Source organism: Psychrobacter halodurans, assembly GCF_017498075.1.
GTDB classification, from domain to species: Bacteria; Pseudomonadota; Gammaproteobacteria; order Pseudomonadales; family Moraxellaceae; genus Psychrobacter; species Psychrobacter celer.
Genome location: NZ_JAGBKN010000009.1, coordinates 65,552 through 83,516 on the forward strand (window position 1 = coordinate 65,552; position 17,965 = coordinate 83,516).

Genomic DNA, 17,965 nt, shown 5'->3' on the forward strand with positions numbered 1-17,965 from the left:
AAAACCAGCAAAGGTGCTGGTTTTTTTGTGAGAATGCGAGACAATCTGTTTTCACTCAGATGTGAGCTGATTAGTTGCCTTCTTTAACAAACAGATAACCCTTACTACGGACGGTCTTGATACGTTTAGGGTTTTCTGGATCATCACCGATTTTTGGACGGATACGTGAGATACGCACATCAATGGAGCGGTCTTGACCATCATATTCAATACCGCGCAGGCGCTCAAAGATATCTTCACGTGATAAAATACGACCAGCATTCGACGCAAGCAACCATAATAGGTCATATTCGGCGCTAGTAAAATCTACCAGCTCATCACTAAGCGTGACTGAACGACCACCATTATCGATGACCAACTCACCAAATTCAAGACGCTGTGGCACATCTTCTGATGGCGCGTTTTCTGAGCGACGTAGCAACGCACGAATACGAGCAAGTAGGACGCGTGGCTGCGCCGGTTTGGCAACATAATCGTCAGCACCCATCTCAAGGCCGAGTACTTGATCCATATCTTCAGTACGGGCTGTCAGCATCAAAATTGGATTCTGGTAATGGGGACGTACTTCACGGCACACTGTCAACCCATCGCTACCAGGAAGCATGACATCAAGCACCACCATATCAGGCTGTTCGTTGACGATACGGCGAATCGCACGATTGCCATCGGTTTCGATGGCGACTTCTAGACCGTTTTTGACCAAGTAGTCTTGGGTCAACATGGCCAGACGCTCATCATCTTCAACAATCAAGATTCGGGGGGTGTTGTCTTCTTCAGTCGTTGTCATTGTTATATCCTCTAATACATCTCATTTAAAAGCAGTAAAAGTAAGAGCGGTAAAATTAATAGCACCATATTGTGGCACGATTGATGTTTGTATAGCTGTTACAACTTGGTAGCACAGTATACTATTAAACGTACGGCTTCCTATACTATAGCCTATAGTCAGTAACAAAACCTATAAACTATAATGATTAAAACTTTAGTTTACGTCCAAAGATTCTACCTTTTTCATGCAAATTAACGGTTTAAAGACTTTTTTAGCGCTTTAATACTGGCATAGACATTGACGCATCACTGTTTACGCATCGCTCAGCACCTATGACAATAGCAATCATGTTTTCAACGCTCACGCAGCATTTACATACTATCGTCTCTAATATAACCAGATATGCTCATTGTCGCCAGTGTCTTTTTATCTCTGTTAATAAAGTCAGCAGCAAACCACGATATTGATTACTTTTGTCATATGGTTTTAGCTGATACCGAATATATGATAGACAAACCTATATAACAGACATAAAAAAACAGCCCATGATGGACTGTTTTTTATGACTACCAACCATACCAAATAAGAGAGGCTACTTAGTATGATAGAAAATACATTAAGCGCGGTTTTTATATTTACGAATCGTTTGTAGCTGTGCCACAGACTCCGCTAAAGAAGCCAAAGCGGCATTGGTCTGAACCGTATCAGACTGATTGACCAGCATTTGCTCCGCTTTTCTACGAGCTTCGATGATTTTACTTTCATCAAGATTGTGTGCACGCATGGCAGTATCCGCCAGTACGGTGACCATCTTTGGCTGAACTTCTAAAACGCCACCTGAAACATAAATCACTTCTTCTTCACCGTTTGGTGTTTGCACGCGCATCGCACCCGGTTTTAGCAAAGTAATAAGCGGTGTGTGACCTGGCAATACACCAATCTCGCCTTCGGTACCCGTAGCTATTAGCATGCTGATCTCGCCCGAATACAACTCTTCACGAGCACTTACGACGCGACATTGTAACGTTGCCATATTTAACTCCTTACGATCAAAACTCAATCAAAACTGCGATGCGTTATCTACTGGCAAGTAGACAGACAGTAGCCCACTTGCCTTTTAGCAATTGCTAACGCAACTTACGCTGCAGTAGATTTCATTTTTTCTGCTTTGGCCACTACTTCTTCGATGCTACCAGCCATGTAGAACGCTTGCTCTGGTAGGTCATCGTATTCACCAGCGATGATTGCTTTAAAGCTGGCAATGGTATCGCGTAGTGGTACATATTTACCAGGCGCACCAGTAAAGACTTCGGCAACGTGGAATGGCTGAGATAAGAAGCGCTGGATCTTACGAGCGCGATAAACAACCAGTTTGTCTTCTTCTGACAACTCGTCCATACCTAGGATGGCGATGATGTCTTTTAGCTCTTTATAGCGTTGCAACACTTCTTGCACACCGCGAGCGACGTTATAGTGCTCTTCACCAATGACTTGTGGATCTAGCTGACGTGAGGTTGAATCTAGTGGATCAACCGCAGGATAGATACCTTGTGAGGCGATGTCACGGCTTAGTACGACTGTCGCATCCAAGTGAGCAAACGTCGTTGCTGGTGATGGATCCGTCAAGTCATCCGCTGGTACATAGACGGCTTGCACTGAAGTGATAGAGCCTGATTGCGTTGAGGTAATACGCTCTTGCAGCAGACCCATCTCTTCAGCGAGTGTTGGCTGATAACCAACCGCTGATGGCATACGACCAAGTAGTGCTGATACTTCAGTACCGGCTAGTGTATAACGGTAGATGTTATCAACAAATAGCAGTACGTCACGACCTTTACCAGTGGCAGGATCTTTGGTGTCACGGAAGTACTCCGCCATGGTCAGACCCGATAGGGCAACACGTAGACGGTTACCTGGTGGCTCATTCATCTGGCCATATACCATCGCAACTTTAGACTTACTGAAGTCTTCAGTGTTAACAACGCCAGCTTCTTGCATTTCGTGATAGAAATCGTTACCTTCACGAGTACGCTCACCCACACCAGCAAACACGGATAGACCTTCGTGTTTTAGAGCTATGTTGTTGATCAGCTCCATCATGTTGACGGTTTTACCAACACCGGCACCACCGAACAGACCAACTTTACCACCTTTAGCAAATGGGCAAAGTAGATCAATAACCTTGATACCCGTCTCTAGCAGCTCAGTGCTGTTTGACTGCTCAGCATAGCTTGGTGCATCACGGTGAATCGACCATTTCTCGTCAGCGACAACTGGACCTTCTTCATCAATAGGACGACCAAGAACATCCATGATACGACCTAGCGTACCTGTACCAACTGGTACAGAAATAGCCGCGCCAGTGTTAGTCACAGGCAAGTTACGCTTTAAGCCTTCAGTTGATCCCATCGCAATAGTACGTACAATACCATCACCTAGCTGTTGCTGTACTTCTAGGGTGGTTTCGGTACCATCTACTTGCAAGGCATCAAAAATTTGAGGAACTTCATTACGGTCAAACTCAACGTCAAGAACCGCGCCAATAATCTGTACAATACGACCGCTACTCATTGCGTTCTCCTTGAACTTCTATATATAGGTGTAGTCAATTATGAAACAGCAGCAGCACCGCCAACGATTTCCGAGATTTCTCGGGTAATCGCCGCTTGACGCAGCTTGTTATAAACCAACTGTAAATCGTTAATAAGGTCACCAGCATTATCTGTCGCCGCTTTCATCGCAACCATACGAGAGGACTGCTCAGAGGCAATGTTTTCCATTACCGCTTGATAGACAATCGATTCGATATAGCGACCAAGCAATTCATCAATCAATGTCTTGATGTCAGGCTCGTAGATATAATCCCAGCTAAGCTCTGTCTGTAAGCCGCTCTCTTCGTCACCAAATGAACCCTCTGGTAGCGGTACTAATTGATTGACTATAGGCTTTTGAGTCATGGCATTTACAAACTGGTTGTATACCACATAGATACGGTCGATATTACCGTTACTATAATCTTCAAGCATGGCCTGAACTGGTGCGTTTAACTGTTCAAACGTTGGTTTGTCGCCGTAGTCAGTCACCGCTGACGTCACTTTACCACCAAAGTTTTTGAAAAAACTCACCCCTTTAGCGCCAATGACTGCAAACTCAGTTTGTACAGACTGGTCTTGATAATCTTGGATACTTTTAGATAAGGCTTTGAATAAGTTAATATTCAAACCACCCGCCAGACCGCGATCAGAGGTAATGACAATATAGCCAACCTTATTGACCGGACGCGATTCCATATACGGATGTTTGTAATCTGATGAGGCATGCACCAAATGTGAAATAACCCGGCGCATACTATCAGCATACGGGCGACCCACTTCCATGCGCTCTTGCGCACGGCGCATCTTACTCGCTGCTACCATTTGCATAGCGCGAGTGATTTTTTGGGTGCTTTTAATACTGGTGACTTTGGCACGTATCTCTTTTAAGCTTGCCATAATGATTCCAATATAAGAGGGTTAAAAAGCATTGGCGCATGCAGCATTTGATAAACACTCACCTTTAAAAAAGGCAATATTTTGTGCATAACGCGATCTAATACCGACGGTGGTTAAGACAGTGGCGCTTTTGTCTTAGCAAAAAGCGTATCAGACAACGCGCCACTTTTTAAACGATCAGTCATCACCAGATCGGCTTAACCCATTAAATTAATAACTGTGATTTTGTTTAAAAGTCTGTACTGCTGACTTTAAACGACCTGCGATATCATCGTTGTAGTTCGCAGTGTCATCAATCTCGCGCATCAATTCACTTTGCTCATCATGCATATAGCGTAAGTAGGCTTCTTCAAAAGCACCAATCTTTTCAACCGGTACATCAGCTAAGAACCCTTCGTTTGACGCATAGATAACGGCCGCTTGTTCAGAGATTGACATTGGCTGATACTGTTTTTGTTTCATCAGTTCAGTCACGCGCTCACCATGATCAAGCTGTTCACGAGTCGCATCATCAAGATCAGAGGCAAACTGAGCAAAAGCTGCCAATTCACGATACTGAGCCAGAGCGGTACGAATACCACCAGAGAGCTTTTTGATGATCTTAGTCTGCGCAGAACCACCAACACGAGATACCGAGATACCAGCGTTTACTGCAGGACGAATACCTGAGTTAAACAAGCTAGACTCTAAGAAAATCTGACCATCAGTGATTGAGATCACGTTGGTTGGTACGAATGCTGATACGTCACCTGCTTGGGTTTCGATGATAGGCAGAGCGGTCAAAGAACCGGTTTTACCTTTCACTTCGCCATTGGTGAATTTTTCTACATAATCAGCGTTGACGCGTGATGCACGCTCAAGTAGGCGTGAGTGTAAGTAGAATACGTCACCAGGGTATGCTTCACGACCTGGCGGACGACGTAGCAAGAGTGAAATCTGACGATACGCAACCGCTTGCTTTGATAAGTCATCAAAAACAATTAGGGCATCTTCACCGCGATCACGGAAGTATTCACCCATCGTACAGCCTGAGTATGGTGCAAGGTACTGTAGTGCTGCTGGCTCTGATGCCGAAGCGACTACAACGGTGGTATATTCTAGCGCACCGGTTTGCTCAAGCTTACGTACGACGTTGGCAATAGTAGATCGTTTCTGACCGACTGCGACGTATACACACTTAATACCAGAAGCTTTCTGGGCGATGATCGCATCGATGGCCATGGCGGTTTTACCAGTCTGACGGTCACCAATGATAAGCTCACGCTGGCCACGACCGATTGGAATCATGGTATCAACGGCTTTATAACCTGTCATCACTGGCTGATCGACTGATTGACGGTCGATAACGCCTGGAGCGATTTTTTCGACTTTATCTGTCAATTTGGCATCGATAGGGCCTTTGCCATCGATAGGATTACCCAAGGCATCTACAACACGGCCTAGCAGCTCAGGACCTACTGGTACTTCAAGAATACGACCAGTACAATAGGCTTTTTGACCTTCTTGCAGCTGTAGGTAATCACCAAGTACTACCGCGCCGACAGAATCACGCTCTAAGTTAAGCGCCATTCCATAGATTTCGCCTTCAAACTCAATCATTTCGCCGTACATGGCATCTTCAAGACCATGAATCTGCACGATACCGTCAGATACTTTGACAATCGTGCCTTCATTCTTTGCAGTTGCACCCGCATCAAGGTCTTGAATACGCTGCTTAATCAGGTTACTGATTTCCGCTGGATTCAATTGTTGCATTGCCTTGTTTCCTTTAATTTATGATAACCCGCCCACTGACTTAAATGCTCTTACGCTCACGCAGATTTTATTTGGCTGCGCTACTGAGTGGCATTAGGCAGTTAGCTGTGTTTTTAACTGTTGTAACTTGCCGCGCATCGAATCATCAATGATTTTGTCACCGACTTTGATCGTAGCGCCTGCCAATAGACTTGGATCGACCGACTCGTGAATCACCACACTCGCATTTAACGAGGCAGCAAGACGTGTTTGAATCGTTTCACGCTGGGCGTCGGTCAATGGATAGGCAGAGGTCACATATGCGTCAAGCTGCTTTAAGCTTATTGCCTTGTGACGGCGATAATGCTCATAAACTTCAGGAAGCAGCGCCAGACGCTCTTGTTCTGATAACTGTTTAACGAAGTTACTAAGTGCTACTGATACTTTAGGATAGCTGGTGTCAGCGCTTGGTTGAGCACCTTGGTTCTTATCTAATAGCTGCTTAAAAGCAGAGTCATTAGAACCCGCTACTTGTGTATCATAAAGATCGACCAAAGCAGCTGACTTATGCTCAGCAGAAACAGCTGGATTGTCCAGCCAAGTACTGAACGACTTGTCATTGACAACGCGGCTGGCAATAAATAAGAAGTTTTCCCACTCATTTACCACACCATTTTCGTTGGCATAGTCAAACGCGGCTTTAGCGTACGGTCGTGCTAAGGTTGATAAGTCAGCCATGATATCCTCACAATTACAGCTTCGCCGCCAGTTGGTCTAACATACTGGCATGTTTTTGCTCATCGACTTTGTCTTGCAAAATCTTCTCAGCACCAAGTACAGCCAGTTCAGCAACTTGCGCACGTAATGATTCACGCGCTTGATTGATTTCTTGGTCGATAGATGCTTGTGCTTGTTGGCGAATGCGCTCACCTTCTGCTTGCGCTTGCGCTTTTGCATCTTCGACAAGCTGGTTGGCACTCTTGTTGGCTTGCTCGATTAAAGCCGCGGCTTTAGTCTTCGCAAGATCAAGCTCCTGCTGGACATCTTGCTCTGCGGTCGCCAAGTCTGCTTTTGCTTTTTCTGCGGCATTCAAGCCTTCAGCGATTTTACGCTGACGCTCATTAATGGCCCCGATAAGTGGTGGCCACACGAATTTCATGCAAAAAATCACAAATATTGCAAAAGCAATGGCTTGACCGACGAGGGTAAAATTGATATTCACGTGATCACCTCTTTGTTAATGAAAAATCAGTTTCATTGATCATGTTTGGCAGTCAAATCTTGACTATATTGGATAATAAATCTTTGAATACCAAACATTTACAACTGAGCTTTCGGATTAACCTGCTAGAGGGTTAGCGAACAACAACAGCATAGCAATACCAACACCGATCATCGGAATAGCATCAAGAAGACCTGCTACGATGAACATACGAGTTTGCAACTGAGAGCCAAGCTCTGGCTGGCGTGCAACACCTTCTAAGAACTTGCCACCTAGAATAGCAAAGCCAATACCTGTACCAAGTGCGCCAAGACCGATAAGTAGCGCTACTGCGATAACTGTGTAACCACCTAATACTGGATCCATTGATGTATCCTCATTTACCTATTGAATGTCTAATTAATGTTCAATTGATGATGCAAGCGACAAGTAAACTATCGTGAGCATCATAAATACGAACGCTTGAAGTGTAATAATCAAAATGTGGAAGATAGCCCACGGTACCGATAACGCCCATTGAATCCAAAACGGCATTAGAGCAATCAGTATGAAAATCAATTCCCCAGCATACATGTTACCGAATAAACGCAAACCTAATGAGACAGGCTTTGCAATTAAGGTAACGGCTTCTAAGATGAAGTTGATGGGGATTAAAATAATTTGTAAGATAGGATTCTTGGCACTAAATGGATGCAGCGTTAGCTCACCAATAAAGCCGCCCACGCCTTTCTCTTTGATGCTATAAAAAAGAATTAACAAAAAGACAGAGAATGACATGCCAAGCGTGATATTAGGATCAGTCGTTGGAACAATCTTGAAGAACACATGATGTGGATCATGGCCCATCATAGCGCCGATCTGCCCTGCCAGACTTGGAATAAAGTCGATAGGCAATAGATCCATCAAGTTCATCAAGAAGATCCAGACAAAAATAGTCAACGCCAAAGGCGCAATTAGTTTTGACGTACCACTGTATGAATCGCGCACGTTGTTATCAACAAACTCAACGATCATCTCAACCGCAGCTTGCGTCTTGCTTGGCACGCCTGAGGTGACTTTTTTGGCAACCATCCAAAAGATGGCACAAAATAAAATACCCAGACCAATTGACCATAGCATAGAATCAAGATGGATAGCGTTAAAGCCCATTTGCCCTGCTTCTTCAGCAGTATAAGCAACTTTCCAGCCCTCGCCCGGCAGGTAACCGTACGTCCAATTCGTTAAGTGGTGAGAGATATATTCTGATGATGTTTGCTCGGATGCCATAATGTAAGCTTCTTATTAATCAACGATTTAATCAACTACCAAAAATATGGTTGTCATCTGATGAGGTGTGGTCTTTCTATGTATGTTGCGATTAAGCAAATATATAGAACAAACCAAAGCACTCATGTAACCAATAACATCCAACCCATAGTTCTATTACGATGCGATGTTTGATGGCGTAAGTTAAATTTTAGCTATCAAAAAAGGGCTTATGATAATTCAGTAATAGCCCTTGCATGTATACGCAAAATTATTATATATGTGCTTGCTTACTGCCACATTTTTGTAGCTATCGCTCAATTCGGCGCTTATAAGCAAAATATTTAGCTGCCTATATTAATGCAGCGTTGTATTCGTGTAAAGTCAATTATGACTTTTTTATCCGCCGTATGAATAAGTTAGCGGCCACTGACCTTTAGTCGTATAGGTTTGCTTCATTTGCTGGGTAGAAATATTTAATACTAAACCCAAAGCTTATTGAGACGTTGTGTTGTTTTAATCGTCATTTTGCGCTTATCAATGAATCTTCGTCGCCTATATCGCTATCTTTATATTCCTATCGATAAAAATCATATCAATAGAAATAAAGCACATGTCATTTTTTGACTTTATAGAATCAGTCATAGAGAAATTGGACGGCAGGGTGACTTGCCTAGTACTATTTAATCAGTAACCATCGCAGATAGATCATCATCGATACCATCATGAGCTACCAGCACTAGCGTATGTGCCACAACATCCAACTGTGACTAATTTGCATTACCATAAAACCGATAAACAGCGCTGGCGCAGATAGGGGTTGTACGGTAATAAAAATTAGTGCAAAACCAAACACAGTCAATAGCCATTTGGCCATCTGACCTCGATATAGCTGGCTGACAATGTGTCTGCGCGCGCGATATCCGGTGTACCAAAAAACAAAAAAAGCAAATACAGCTTGTGTAATAAAGCTCAGTAGTGCACCGATTGCGGTGCTCTTTGCGATGATGAGCTGACTATGTAGCCAGCTTATATCTATCATCCAAGCGGCAATGATCAAGATAAATAACAGCCAGGCTTGGCGTTTGATATAAATACCAATCTTGTCTTTTTGGGTGCGTTTGGCAGGTTTGGTCATGGTACGCCTATAGCCTTATAGCATTGGGATAAGGCAGCAAAAATACTTGCGACCTTTTTATCCGTGAATGACTCACTCTACAGGTGTTACCTTTTAACCAAAATAAAACGCCACTTATTATAAGGAGGCTGCAGCCGTTAAGCAAGCAAAATCTACCTTTTATCCCTCCCCTACCCCAATCACTGCTCATGACTACCATCAAGAGCGGCAAGCCTGTGCCCGTTATCATTCATCCTAAATAAAGGGAGCGGCGCTATACCAGCGTGCTCCTATGCTTATCTTATCGTCGAGCGACTATTTTTCAGATAGCTTAAATACAGATGCCTTAAAACATACTGTGGCATTTGTATAATAGCCGTCAATCATACAAACCAATGGTATAAGTCTGTCAGATATTTGAGCGTTATTGCGTTTATTTATCGATACACTGATGGATTTGCTGCGCCATCGTTTGCCAGCCCCTGATAAAGTCTGTGCTGTTACTCATGTCTTCTGCTTGTACTGTGGTACTGACGGGCTGTAATTTGGCCAGCAAGCCTTTGGCAGGTGCATTTGGACTGACCAAGCACATTCGCTTGGTTGGGCGCTGCTCATTTAACCGGCGTAATTGACTGACTTTTGGTGCTAAGTGATGATCGACACTCAAGCTACCAATGAGCTGTAAATTGATGCTGTCTTCGATATATTGATACGCATCATGATAAGCCCAGTAGGGTGAGGGAGTTTTTGTGCTATCAAAGCTGGCGGCGGCCACCGCACTGTCTAAACGCTGGGCGAATTTTTGTGCATTGGCATGATAAAGGTTTTTATATTGCGGATTGGCATGGCTATGGATAACAGCCAAGGCACGAGTGATGGCTTTGGCATTATCAGGATCGAGCCAGATATGAGGGTCTAGCGTGCCGGCGATGGGTTTGCCTTGAACATCACGTAGCGGATGACGATTAAAGGCATCAAACTCAAATAAGGCAATGGCATTAGGCGCTGTCTTTAAGCTTGAGGCCAAGTTGTTTTCTAGCGGCTCACCAAACCAAACCACAAACTTACTGTCGCGTATTGCCTTGATATCACCAGGGCTGATACTGCCATGATGCCCGACTTCGCCGGCTTGTAGCAGCCGCTTGGCAGACGGCGCGCCTTCGGTCACCGCCTCACTCAATAAAAACAGCGGATAGTTGCTGACGCTGACGGTGGCTGCATGCGCGCTCACACAGGCCAGCCCCAACCATAGCAGTAGCGATGCTAGCAGACGCTGCAAAATCGGATAGACACGCAAATAATCATAAAACATTGGATTCATAGTCAGCTCTTTGGTATATAGTTGGTAAAAAGTTAAGCAAATATAGATGCTGGGCATCGGACATATCGTTTTGTGGTTGCTATCACCCCAGCTCGATCATCCCCATCAGATCACCCTTTGACAGTGGCAGGTCAATTTACTTGCTTATTCAATATTTTGGTTGCTCGGTAATTTTATTTTATTATGTTATACTATAACAATAGAAAACGCCATTGCTAAAATGCTACGTAATTTTTAGGAGTTTTCCTCATGTCTACGAGTTTGTCAGTCTGCGATCACTTGCATGATGTGCAAGACTTTACGCCGCATGATGTGACTGAGCGCCTGCGCGCAGCAAAGGAGCAGTGCCGACTCAGTGGTGCGCGTTTTACGCCGTTACGGCAGCAGATATACCAGCTGGTACTCGAAGCCAACCAACCCGTCGGCGCGTATGATCTGATCACCCAGTTGCAGCAAATGCGACTAGTCGGACCTGATGAAGCTGATGACGTGTCGGCGCAAAAAACGACAAAAAATGTGGCACCACCCACGGTATATCGCAGCTTGGAGTTTTTACTCGGTGAGGGCTTGATTCACCAGCTTACCTCTATCAACGCCTACGTGCCCTGCTGTCATCCTCGCGCTCAGCATACGGCGGCGTTTTTGATCTGTGCCCAGTGTCAGCGGGTACAAGAATGCAGTAGCGTACCGGTACAAGAGATGATGAGCTTTGCTGAAAAAGATGTGGGGTTTGTGGTGGAGCGTAGTGTCATTGAGCTGAGTGGTCGCTGCCAAGCCTGTCAGTAATACCGACGGTTTATTATTTGCTCGTTGATTTATCATCCATCGTTTATCTTACCTTGAGTCCTTGCCCTATGAGCGCGCTTATGTCACCGTTTACATCTACCACTACGACTGATACAACACTTGATCGTAAAAAGCTACTGAGCTTGAGTGACATCAGTTTTCATATTGGTCAGCAGCGTCTACTGTCGAATATCGATATCGATATTGCTGTCGATGAAACACTTAGCCTCATTGGGCCCAATGGCGCGGGCAAGTCGACTTTGGTCAAGCTTATTTTAGGCTTGCTTGAGCCGACCAAAGGGCAAATCACCGCTCACCAGCCTCTACAGCTGGGTTATGTCCCGCAGCGCTTTGCCGTGCCGCCGATACTGCCATTACGCGTCTGTGATTTGTTGGCACAAGCGGACAAAAAACGCCTAACGGCCAAGCAGCGACAATTTATTTTTGACAACTTGTCTTTGACGCATCTGCTGTCACGGCAGATGCTGCATTTGTCAGGTGGTGAGACGCAGCGCGTGTTGTTGGCGCGGGCACTGCTGGACAAACCCAACTTGTTGATTTTAGATGAGCCGATGCAAGGGCTTGATCCTGATACTGAGGTTTGGCTGTATCAGTTTATTGATGAGCTACCAGCGTTTTTGCGCTGCGCCATGCTCGTGGTGTCACATGATTTACATTGGGTGATGAAAGGCAGCCGGCGGGTGATTTGTCTCAACAAGCATATCTGCTGTGAAGGTCAGCCAAGCGAGCTTGCGATTAGTAGTGAGTTTCAAAAGCTGTTTGGTCACCACTATGAGCAACCGTATGTGCATCAGCCGCATGCTTGCGAGCATCATGCTCCCAGCGAATTATAATACATGCACTCAAACACGTTGATGACTGCCTTAAAAACACAGCGTTAATGCAAACTAAAAACTGTTACGGATATCTTTTATGAGCGCTTGGTTAGCCATCATTGCCCCGGCTTGGATTGCAGGTAGTATTTTAGCGTTGCTCTCAGCGCCTCTGGGGTGTCTGGTATTGTGGCGACGCATGGCTTTTTTTGCCGATGCACTGGCGCATGGTACGCTGCTTGGCGTTGCTTTGGCAGTGTGGTGGCAATTACCGATGGGCGTTGGGATTGCTATCATTAGTATCGCGGTGGTCTTAGGACTGGTCCTTATCGATGATGAACGCTTGCCTGTCGATGCAGTACTGGCCGTCGTCGCGGTGTCGCTGCTGTGCTTGGGACTACTGACATTGACTCAGCTGACCGACCAGCAAGCCAATGTACTGGGGTTTTTGTTCGGTAATTTACTTGAGCTGGATTGGGCTGATCTGCCGCTGCTTGCCACCAGTGTACTGGTGGGTTTAGGACTGCTTATCTATATATGGCCTGCGCAAATCAAGCTTGCCACTCATGAGGCCTTGGCACGGATTCAAGGTATCAATCCTGCGCGCCAGCGGTTATTTTTTATGGGGGTATTGGCAGGGTTTTGTGCCATTGCCTTGCAGGCGGTGGGTAGCCTACTGATCAGTGGCCTTTTGGTACTACCAGCCTTGAGTGCACGCTTATGGGTATCTTCGCCCAAGCAAATGGTCCTCATGTCTTTACTGATCGCTCAGGTTGGCGTCACGCTGGGCGTGTGGGGCAGTATTTGGCTGGACATTCAGACCGGTCTTGCTATTGTTTTGATATTAGCGATTTTGTTTTTTATTGCATTGTTTTTTAGCAAATTAAAAACGCTTAGGTTTTGGTCAGCAGAGCGCCGGCACTAGGTAACCACTGGGTTATAAACAAGTTTTACCTTGATGTTATCCAACTTTATTTCATCAATATTGCTAGAGCTTTCATTCACTTTATGTTATAAACTTGCTTTAATAGGGCTGGCATCAGCCATGCCAAATCACCATTGTTTATCCATAGTCATTCTGGCAACTTTGATTGTTTTGAGTCGATGAGGGAGCGCCCCAATGCCAAGCTATCCTGTCAACACGCTTTGCCCACCTGATGAACAGCTCAATATTTTACAAATCACGGATTTGCACCTATCAACGCCTGTCAACAAGAGCACAGACGATCGTAGAGGTGACGCTGTTTTGTGTCAGCACAGCTTTGAGACGGTACTGGCGCAAGCATTAAACGATGATATTCGCTGCGATTTGATTGTGGTGACGGGCGATTTGGTCAACCGAGTAAAACCTGATATCTACGATCATATTTTTGCCGTCCTACAAGCGACTGGCATTCCTTTTGCTTGTATCGCCGGCAACCATGATGTGACCGATGAGCTTGGCTATGATTTGCCGTTTTTTCAGCGTGAGCTGGTGGCCAAACCAGCTGACCCGCGTTTGCTCAGTCGGCATGTGATTGAGTCTGCTCATTGGCAGTTGTTGTTTTTGGACTCATCCATCGCAGGCAAGGTCTCAGGTGAGATCGCGCCAAGCGATATCGATTGGCTATGTCAGCAGCTCAGCCACTGTAGCAAGCCTGCGCTCATTGCCGTCCATCACCATCTGATTCCTGTCGATTCTGACTGGATCGATACCCATATGGCAAAAAACAGCGAGGATTTTTGGCAGCAGATGAGTGCGTTTACGCACTTAAAAGTAATCATCAGCGGTCATACTCATCAGGAGCAAGTACGCCATTATCAAGGGGTCACGGTATATAGCACCCCTTCTACCTGCTATCAGTTCAAACCTTTTGCAGATGAATTTGCCTATGATAAACGTGCCCAGCCGGGTTACCGTTGGTTGCAATTAGCCAACAATGGAGAGGTTGCAAGCTGGGTAGAAAGACTGGATACTTGACGCCCAGATTTATCGCGGCGAGCGTGATGTCGCCCTAATATATCAGACCTCTTGCCGATATTGCTGGCTTAGATTGGTGGTGTCTGACTGCATTAAAACACCAACAATGATAAAAACTGCTTCATTATTATGAAAAACAGTGATACAACTTATAAAACCAGATGATGATTAAAATATAAAGATAACCTATAGCCGAGATTAGACAAAATTATAATAGCTAGGATGGCTAACCTGACCACACGCTAAGTATTCATAGTCCGTGTTTTGTTATATTGTTTAGCAACCCGTAGGCCAATTACCCTATTTACACTAAGGTATTTGCATCAAGGTATTTAAATAAAAATATACACAACCATATACTGGGGTACTGATATGTCGCTGTCGTCATATCGAGACAACTTTATTATTAGATCAGCTGTGTTACTTGTATTACCAAGTGGTAAAACGTTTTATAAAGGGACAACTTATAGCGTTTATAAATTGATAACGTCTTGTCTTTTAATGCGTCGTTTTATTGAATTAATTTGAAAAAGTAGGATACCCATATGAGCACCCTGACCACGAATCCGAGTGAAGTGAAGTTTACTCCTTATGTGCCAGCCGAAGGCGAAGAGTATATGTCTGATGCGCAATTGGCGCACTTTAAGGCGATTTTATTGGACTGGAAAAACCAATTGATTGGTGAGGCAGACCGTACCAAGACTTATATTCAAGATGAGTCAAGCGCCATGCCAGATATCAATGATCGCGCCACTCAAGAAGAAGAGTTTGCTTTGGCGCTGCGTACGCGTGACCGTGAGCGTAAGCTCATTCGCAAAATCGACAAATCCATAGCAGAAATCGAAAATGACGACTATGGCTTTTGTGAAACCTGCGGCGTAGAGATTGGCTTGCGTCGTCTCGAAGCGCGTCCAACCGCGACCCAGTGCATCGACTGTAAAACTCTCTCAGAAATCAAAGAGCGCCAAAACCAAGGTGCGTAGGCGCATAGGCATATAAATCCGAGAGATAACAAATCAATAGCGTTATCTCAGCACAAGCGACCATCATGTGGTCGCTTGTTGCGTTTTATAAACATCTTTTGGCCAGCAGATACAGTATTCTATATGACCTAGTCCGTGATAACGGTGTCCCTTATTAACCCGTCATCGTTTATTTTAACTATCCCATAAACGCCTATGCCCACGACCTCCATACCCACGCCGCCTATCGGCCGCTTTGCCCCCTCCCCAACCGGCGAGCTACATCTTGGCTCACTGACCACCGCCCTTGCCAGCTACTGCCATATAAAATCACTTGGCGGTAAGTGGTTATTGCGTATCGAAGACACAGATACAGAGCGCTGCGATCGGCAGTTTACTGAGCAGATCTTGATCGATCTAGAAGTGCTGGGGTTACACTGGGATGATGATGTGGTGTATCAATCTGAGCGCATCGATATCTATAATGAGTATCTGGCCTCGACCCTACGGCCGCTGACCTATGGCTGTCAGTGCTCACGTAAAGACCTAGAGCAATATTGGGCGCAGCAAGATCAAATCCCTGCCCATACAGATACTGCGACACAGCTGACTGTGCTGCCAAACAGAAAACGCTATCCGCGGCGCTGTGTCACCAAAGCATTAGATAGACTACGGCACAAGCTACGCATACAGCTGCCCGATTATCTCATTGGGTTTCATGATGGTATTCAGGGACAACAGTGGGGCAATCCGCAGCAGACCTTGGGCGATATGGTGGTGCGTCGACAAGACGGCATGATTAATTATATTTTGGCCGCCAGTCTCGATGATGGCTTGCAGGGGGTTACGCACATCATGCGCGGCTTGGATATTCTACCCATGACCACCGCCCAAATCAGCATCATGCAAGCAGCACGCCTGCCCGCGATTGACCGCTGGTATCATCTGCCGCTGATCTGCAGCCCAAACGGGCAAAAGCTGTCTAAACAAAACCTAGCGCAGCCAATAGACACCCGCGACCCAAGTCAGCTAATCGCGACCGCATTACAGCTTTTGCAGCAGCCGAGTGTCGAGATAGACACACCTGCGCGAATGCTCAAGCAGGCGACTGCACAGTGGGACAATGCGCCGCTACAAGGCCAGCAGCAGTTAAGTTTGGTAAATAAATAATAGACCAACAGCAAAAAGCGCCACTCATAATAGCGACGCTTTTTCATCATCTTGCAAAGACACTCAAGCCCTAGGAATATAGTAACGGTGTTTGGTTTAGGGCTTAATAGTAACGGCACTGACTCTTTTCAATCTCAGGGCTTTCTTTGTAGATTTTTAGCAGCAGCGCTACCATCACAAGGCTGATCAGCATAGATGAACCACCATAACTAAAAAACGGCATGGTCAAGCCTTTGGTCGGAATCGCTCCCATATTCATCGCCGCATTGATGATGGTTTGCGCAATAAACACCACACCGATACCAAAAGCGGTATAGCTCATGCGCATCTGCCGACGTTTTAGCGCGTTGTAACTGATGCGCATCGCACTACCGATGATCAGCGCCTCAAGCACCAAGACCATCGTCACCCCGACAAAACCCAACTCCTCACCTGTGATTGCCAATAAAAAATCGGTATGCGCTTCAGGCAAATGCGAGAGTTTTTGTACACTCTCACCATAGCCCACGCCAGTAAACTGCCCACGGCCAAAGGCAATTAAACTGCGCGCCAACTGATAGTCGGTATCTTGCACATCATCGAACGGATCCATAAACGACATCACTCGTACCAAGCGATACTGCGCCGTTGTCACCATCAACACCGCCCCACCGATGGCAGCGGCAGTCAGTGCGACAAAGTGCTTGTAAGGCGCACCTGCGATATAAAAAATCGCAAAAATCGTGCCTAAAATAACGACAAACGAGCCAAAGTCTGGCTGTGAGAGTAGGAGCATGGTAATCAGCACCACCACCAACATAATGCGCAAAAAGCCATCTAAACCATTGCGCACTTCAAACGAGCGGCGCACCACAAAGTCAGAGACAAAGACAATCATTACAAGCTTGGCCAGCTCGGCCACCTGAAAGTTAAAGACACCCAAATTTAACCAGCGTTTTGAGCCGTTAATCGGAGTACTAAACAAGGTAGCAACGAGCAGCAAGCCGGTAACCCCCAGCAATATGAACTGGGTCTCTGTCTTATAAAGTCGCCGCAAAGATACCCCATAATAAGGGATGGCGGCGATGATAAGTCCAATGGTCATGTAAAGCAGCTGGTTTTTAAAAAAGTACAGCTCGCTCATACCACGGCTCAGGGCGAATGGGATAGAAGCAGAGGCGACCATCAACAAGCTGAGCACCAGCATACAGCCAACGCTCGCTATCAAAACAGCACGCGCTGACGGCATCGATAAAATACCATCAGCGCCAGTGGCTGTCTTTGGTTGGGACGAAGAACGAAAAAGAGAAGAGAGCGCCATAATTTTATATACACTAACGAACGAAAAACACGGCGTCTATACAACGCCACCGTTT

At 45.6% G+C, this 17,965-nt stretch carries 18 protein-coding genes; 6 read left to right on the forward strand and 12 right to left on the reverse strand.

All coding sequences use genetic code 11. The features are described from left to right. Positions 1-70: 70 nt before the first annotated feature. The 11 genes from J3491_RS05905 to J3491_RS05955 all read right to left on the reverse strand — a co-directional run bounded on the left by J3491_RS05905 (position 71) and on the right by J3491_RS05955 (position 10,899). Positions 71-787 carry a response regulator gene (locus J3491_RS05905; RefSeq protein ID WP_071002805.1) on the reverse strand — a complete coding sequence of 239 codons (717 nt, stop codon included), beginning with the start codon at positions 785-787 and terminating at the stop codon, positions 71-73. 598 nt (positions 788-1,385) lie between these two features. Then, the gene (locus J3491_RS05910; RefSeq protein WP_207969503.1) at positions 1,386-1,802 is read right to left on the reverse strand and encodes a F0F1 ATP synthase subunit epsilon; all 417 of its coding nucleotides are present in this window, start codon (positions 1,800-1,802) and stop codon (positions 1,386-1,388) included. A gap of 104 nt (positions 1,803-1,906) precedes the next feature. Then, positions 1,907-3,340, reverse strand: a complete 1,434-nt coding sequence (gene atpD / locus J3491_RS05915; RefSeq protein ID WP_075101882.1) for a F0F1 ATP synthase subunit beta — start codon at positions 3,338-3,340, stop codon at positions 1,907-1,909. 38 nt (positions 3,341-3,378) lie between these two features. After that, positions 3,379-4,260, reverse strand: a complete 882-nt coding sequence (atpG, locus tag J3491_RS05920) for a F0F1 ATP synthase subunit gamma (protein WP_075101881.1) — start codon at positions 4,258-4,260, stop codon at positions 3,379-3,381. Between the two features lie 210 nt (positions 4,261-4,470). Continuing rightward, positions 4,471-6,015, reverse strand: a complete 1,545-nt coding sequence (gene atpA, locus J3491_RS05925) for a F0F1 ATP synthase subunit alpha (RefSeq protein ID WP_075101880.1) — start codon at positions 6,013-6,015, stop codon at positions 4,471-4,473. A gap of 93 nt (positions 6,016-6,108) precedes the next feature. After that, on the reverse strand, positions 6,109-6,732 hold the full coding sequence (locus J3491_RS05930; RefSeq protein WP_192993456.1) for a F0F1 ATP synthase subunit delta: 624 nt from the start codon (positions 6,730-6,732) through the stop codon (positions 6,109-6,111). Positions 6,733-6,745: 13 nt separating this feature from the next. Then, complete coding sequence (locus J3491_RS05935) at positions 6,746-7,216, reverse strand: F0F1 ATP synthase subunit B (protein WP_075101878.1); 471 nt, start codon at positions 7,214-7,216, stop codon at positions 6,746-6,748. A 117-nt stretch (positions 7,217-7,333) separates the two neighbouring features. Next, the gene (atpE, locus tag J3491_RS05940) at positions 7,334-7,582 is read right to left on the reverse strand and encodes a F0F1 ATP synthase subunit C (protein ID WP_010197960.1); all 249 of its coding nucleotides are present in this window, start codon (positions 7,580-7,582) and stop codon (positions 7,334-7,336) included. A gap of 33 nt (positions 7,583-7,615) precedes the next feature. Beyond that, positions 7,616-8,482 (reverse strand): F0F1 ATP synthase subunit A, encoded by an 867-nt coding sequence (atpB, locus tag J3491_RS05945; protein WP_207969504.1) that lies wholly within the window; start codon positions 8,480-8,482, stop codon positions 7,616-7,618. Positions 8,483-9,200: 718 nt separating this feature from the next. Beyond that, a complete protein-coding gene (locus J3491_RS05950) occupies positions 9,201-9,599 on the reverse strand; it encodes an ATP synthase subunit I (RefSeq protein ID WP_075101876.1) in 399 nt (132 codons plus the stop codon). A gap of 412 nt (positions 9,600-10,011) precedes the next feature. Further along, positions 10,012-10,899: a metal ABC transporter solute-binding protein, Zn/Mn family gene (locus J3491_RS05955; protein WP_207969505.1), complete on the reverse strand. Its 888-nt coding sequence runs from the start codon at positions 10,897-10,899 to the stop codon at positions 10,012-10,014. Positions 10,900-11,148: 249 nt separating this feature from the next. On the opposite strand from J3491_RS05955, the gene J3491_RS05960 reads away from it, so the two are divergent. The 6 genes from J3491_RS05960 to gluQRS all read left to right on the forward strand — a co-directional run bounded on the left by J3491_RS05960 (position 11,149) and on the right by gluQRS (position 16,610). After that, on the forward strand, positions 11,149-11,685 hold the full coding sequence (locus tag J3491_RS05960) for a Fur family transcriptional regulator (RefSeq protein ID WP_075101875.1): 537 nt from the start codon (positions 11,149-11,151) through the stop codon (positions 11,683-11,685). Positions 11,686-11,765: 80 nt separating this feature from the next. Next, complete coding sequence (locus J3491_RS05965) at positions 11,766-12,539, forward strand: metal ABC transporter ATP-binding protein (protein WP_075101874.1); 774 nt, start codon at positions 11,766-11,768, stop codon at positions 12,537-12,539. Positions 12,540-12,618: 79 nt separating this feature from the next. After that, complete coding sequence (locus J3491_RS05970; protein ID WP_207969506.1) at positions 12,619-13,443, forward strand: metal ABC transporter permease; 825 nt, start codon at positions 12,619-12,621, stop codon at positions 13,441-13,443. Positions 13,444-13,638: 195 nt separating this feature from the next. Then, the gene (locus J3491_RS05975) at positions 13,639-14,478 is read left to right on the forward strand and encodes a metallophosphoesterase (RefSeq protein WP_207969507.1); all 840 of its coding nucleotides are present in this window, start codon (positions 13,639-13,641) and stop codon (positions 14,476-14,478) included. 545 nt (positions 14,479-15,023) lie between these two features. Beyond that, the gene (dksA, locus tag J3491_RS05980; RefSeq protein ID WP_105244323.1) at positions 15,024-15,461 is read left to right on the forward strand and encodes an RNA polymerase-binding protein DksA; all 438 of its coding nucleotides are present in this window, start codon (positions 15,024-15,026) and stop codon (positions 15,459-15,461) included. A 195-nt stretch (positions 15,462-15,656) separates the two neighbouring features. Further along, the gene (gene gluQRS, locus J3491_RS05985; protein ID WP_207969508.1) at positions 15,657-16,610 is read left to right on the forward strand and encodes a tRNA glutamyl-Q(34) synthetase GluQRS; all 954 of its coding nucleotides are present in this window, start codon (positions 15,657-15,659) and stop codon (positions 16,608-16,610) included. A 103-nt stretch (positions 16,611-16,713) separates the two neighbouring features. Here the strand turns inward: gluQRS and ftsW are convergent, their stop codons facing one another. Next, positions 16,714-17,910, reverse strand: coding sequence for a putative lipid II flippase FtsW (gene ftsW / locus J3491_RS05990; protein WP_172953132.1), 1,197 nt, complete (start codon positions 17,908-17,910; stop codon positions 16,714-16,716). Positions 17,911-17,965 lie beyond the last annotated feature (55 nt).

Coding starts and splice junctions, on each gene's coding strand:
- J3491_RS05905 (WP_071002805.1), bottom strand. CDS start 787: ATGACAACGACTGAAGAAGACAACACCCCCCGAATCTTGATTGTTGAA.
- J3491_RS05910 (WP_207969503.1), bottom strand. CDS start 1,802: ATGGCAACGTTACAATGTCGCGTCGTAAGTGCTCGTGAAGAGTTGTAT.
- atpD (WP_075101882.1), bottom strand. CDS start 3,340: ATGAGTAGCGGTCGTATTGTACAGATTATTGGCGCGGTTCTTGACGTT.
- atpG (WP_075101881.1), bottom strand. CDS start 4,260: ATGGCAAGCTTAAAAGAGATACGTGCCAAAGTCACCAGTATTAAAAGC.
- atpA (WP_075101880.1), bottom strand. CDS start 6,015: ATGCAACAATTGAATCCAGCGGAAATCAGTAACCTGATTAAGCAGCGT.
- J3491_RS05930 (WP_192993456.1), bottom strand. CDS start 6,732: ATGGCTGACTTATCAACCTTAGCACGACCGTACGCTAAAGCCGCGTTT.
- atpE (WP_010197960.1), bottom strand. CDS start 7,582: ATGGATCCAGTATTAGGTGGTTACACAGTTATCGCAGTAGCGCTACTT.
- atpB (WP_207969504.1), bottom strand. CDS start 8,482: ATGGCATCCGAGCAAACATCATCAGAATATATCTCTCACCACTTAACG.
- J3491_RS05950 (WP_075101876.1), bottom strand. CDS start 9,599: ATGACCAAACCTGCCAAACGCACCCAAAAAGACAAGATTGGTATTTAT.
- J3491_RS05955 (WP_207969505.1), bottom strand. CDS start 10,899: ATGAATCCAATGTTTTATGATTATTTGCGTGTCTATCCGATTTTGCAG.
- J3491_RS05960 (WP_075101875.1), top strand. CDS start 11,149: ATGTCTACGAGTTTGTCAGTCTGCGATCACTTGCATGATGTGCAAGAC.
- J3491_RS05965 (WP_075101874.1), top strand. CDS start 11,766: ATGTCACCGTTTACATCTACCACTACGACTGATACAACACTTGATCGT.
- J3491_RS05970 (WP_207969506.1), top strand. CDS start 12,619: ATGAGCGCTTGGTTAGCCATCATTGCCCCGGCTTGGATTGCAGGTAGT.
- J3491_RS05975 (WP_207969507.1), top strand. CDS start 13,639: ATGCCAAGCTATCCTGTCAACACGCTTTGCCCACCTGATGAACAGCTC.
- dksA (WP_105244323.1), top strand. CDS start 15,024: ATGAGCACCCTGACCACGAATCCGAGTGAAGTGAAGTTTACTCCTTAT.
- gluQRS (WP_207969508.1), top strand. CDS start 15,657: ATGCCCACGACCTCCATACCCACGCCGCCTATCGGCCGCTTTGCCCCC.
- ftsW (WP_172953132.1), bottom strand. CDS start 17,910: ATGGCGCTCTCTTCTCTTTTTCGTTCTTCGTCCCAACCAAAGACAGCC.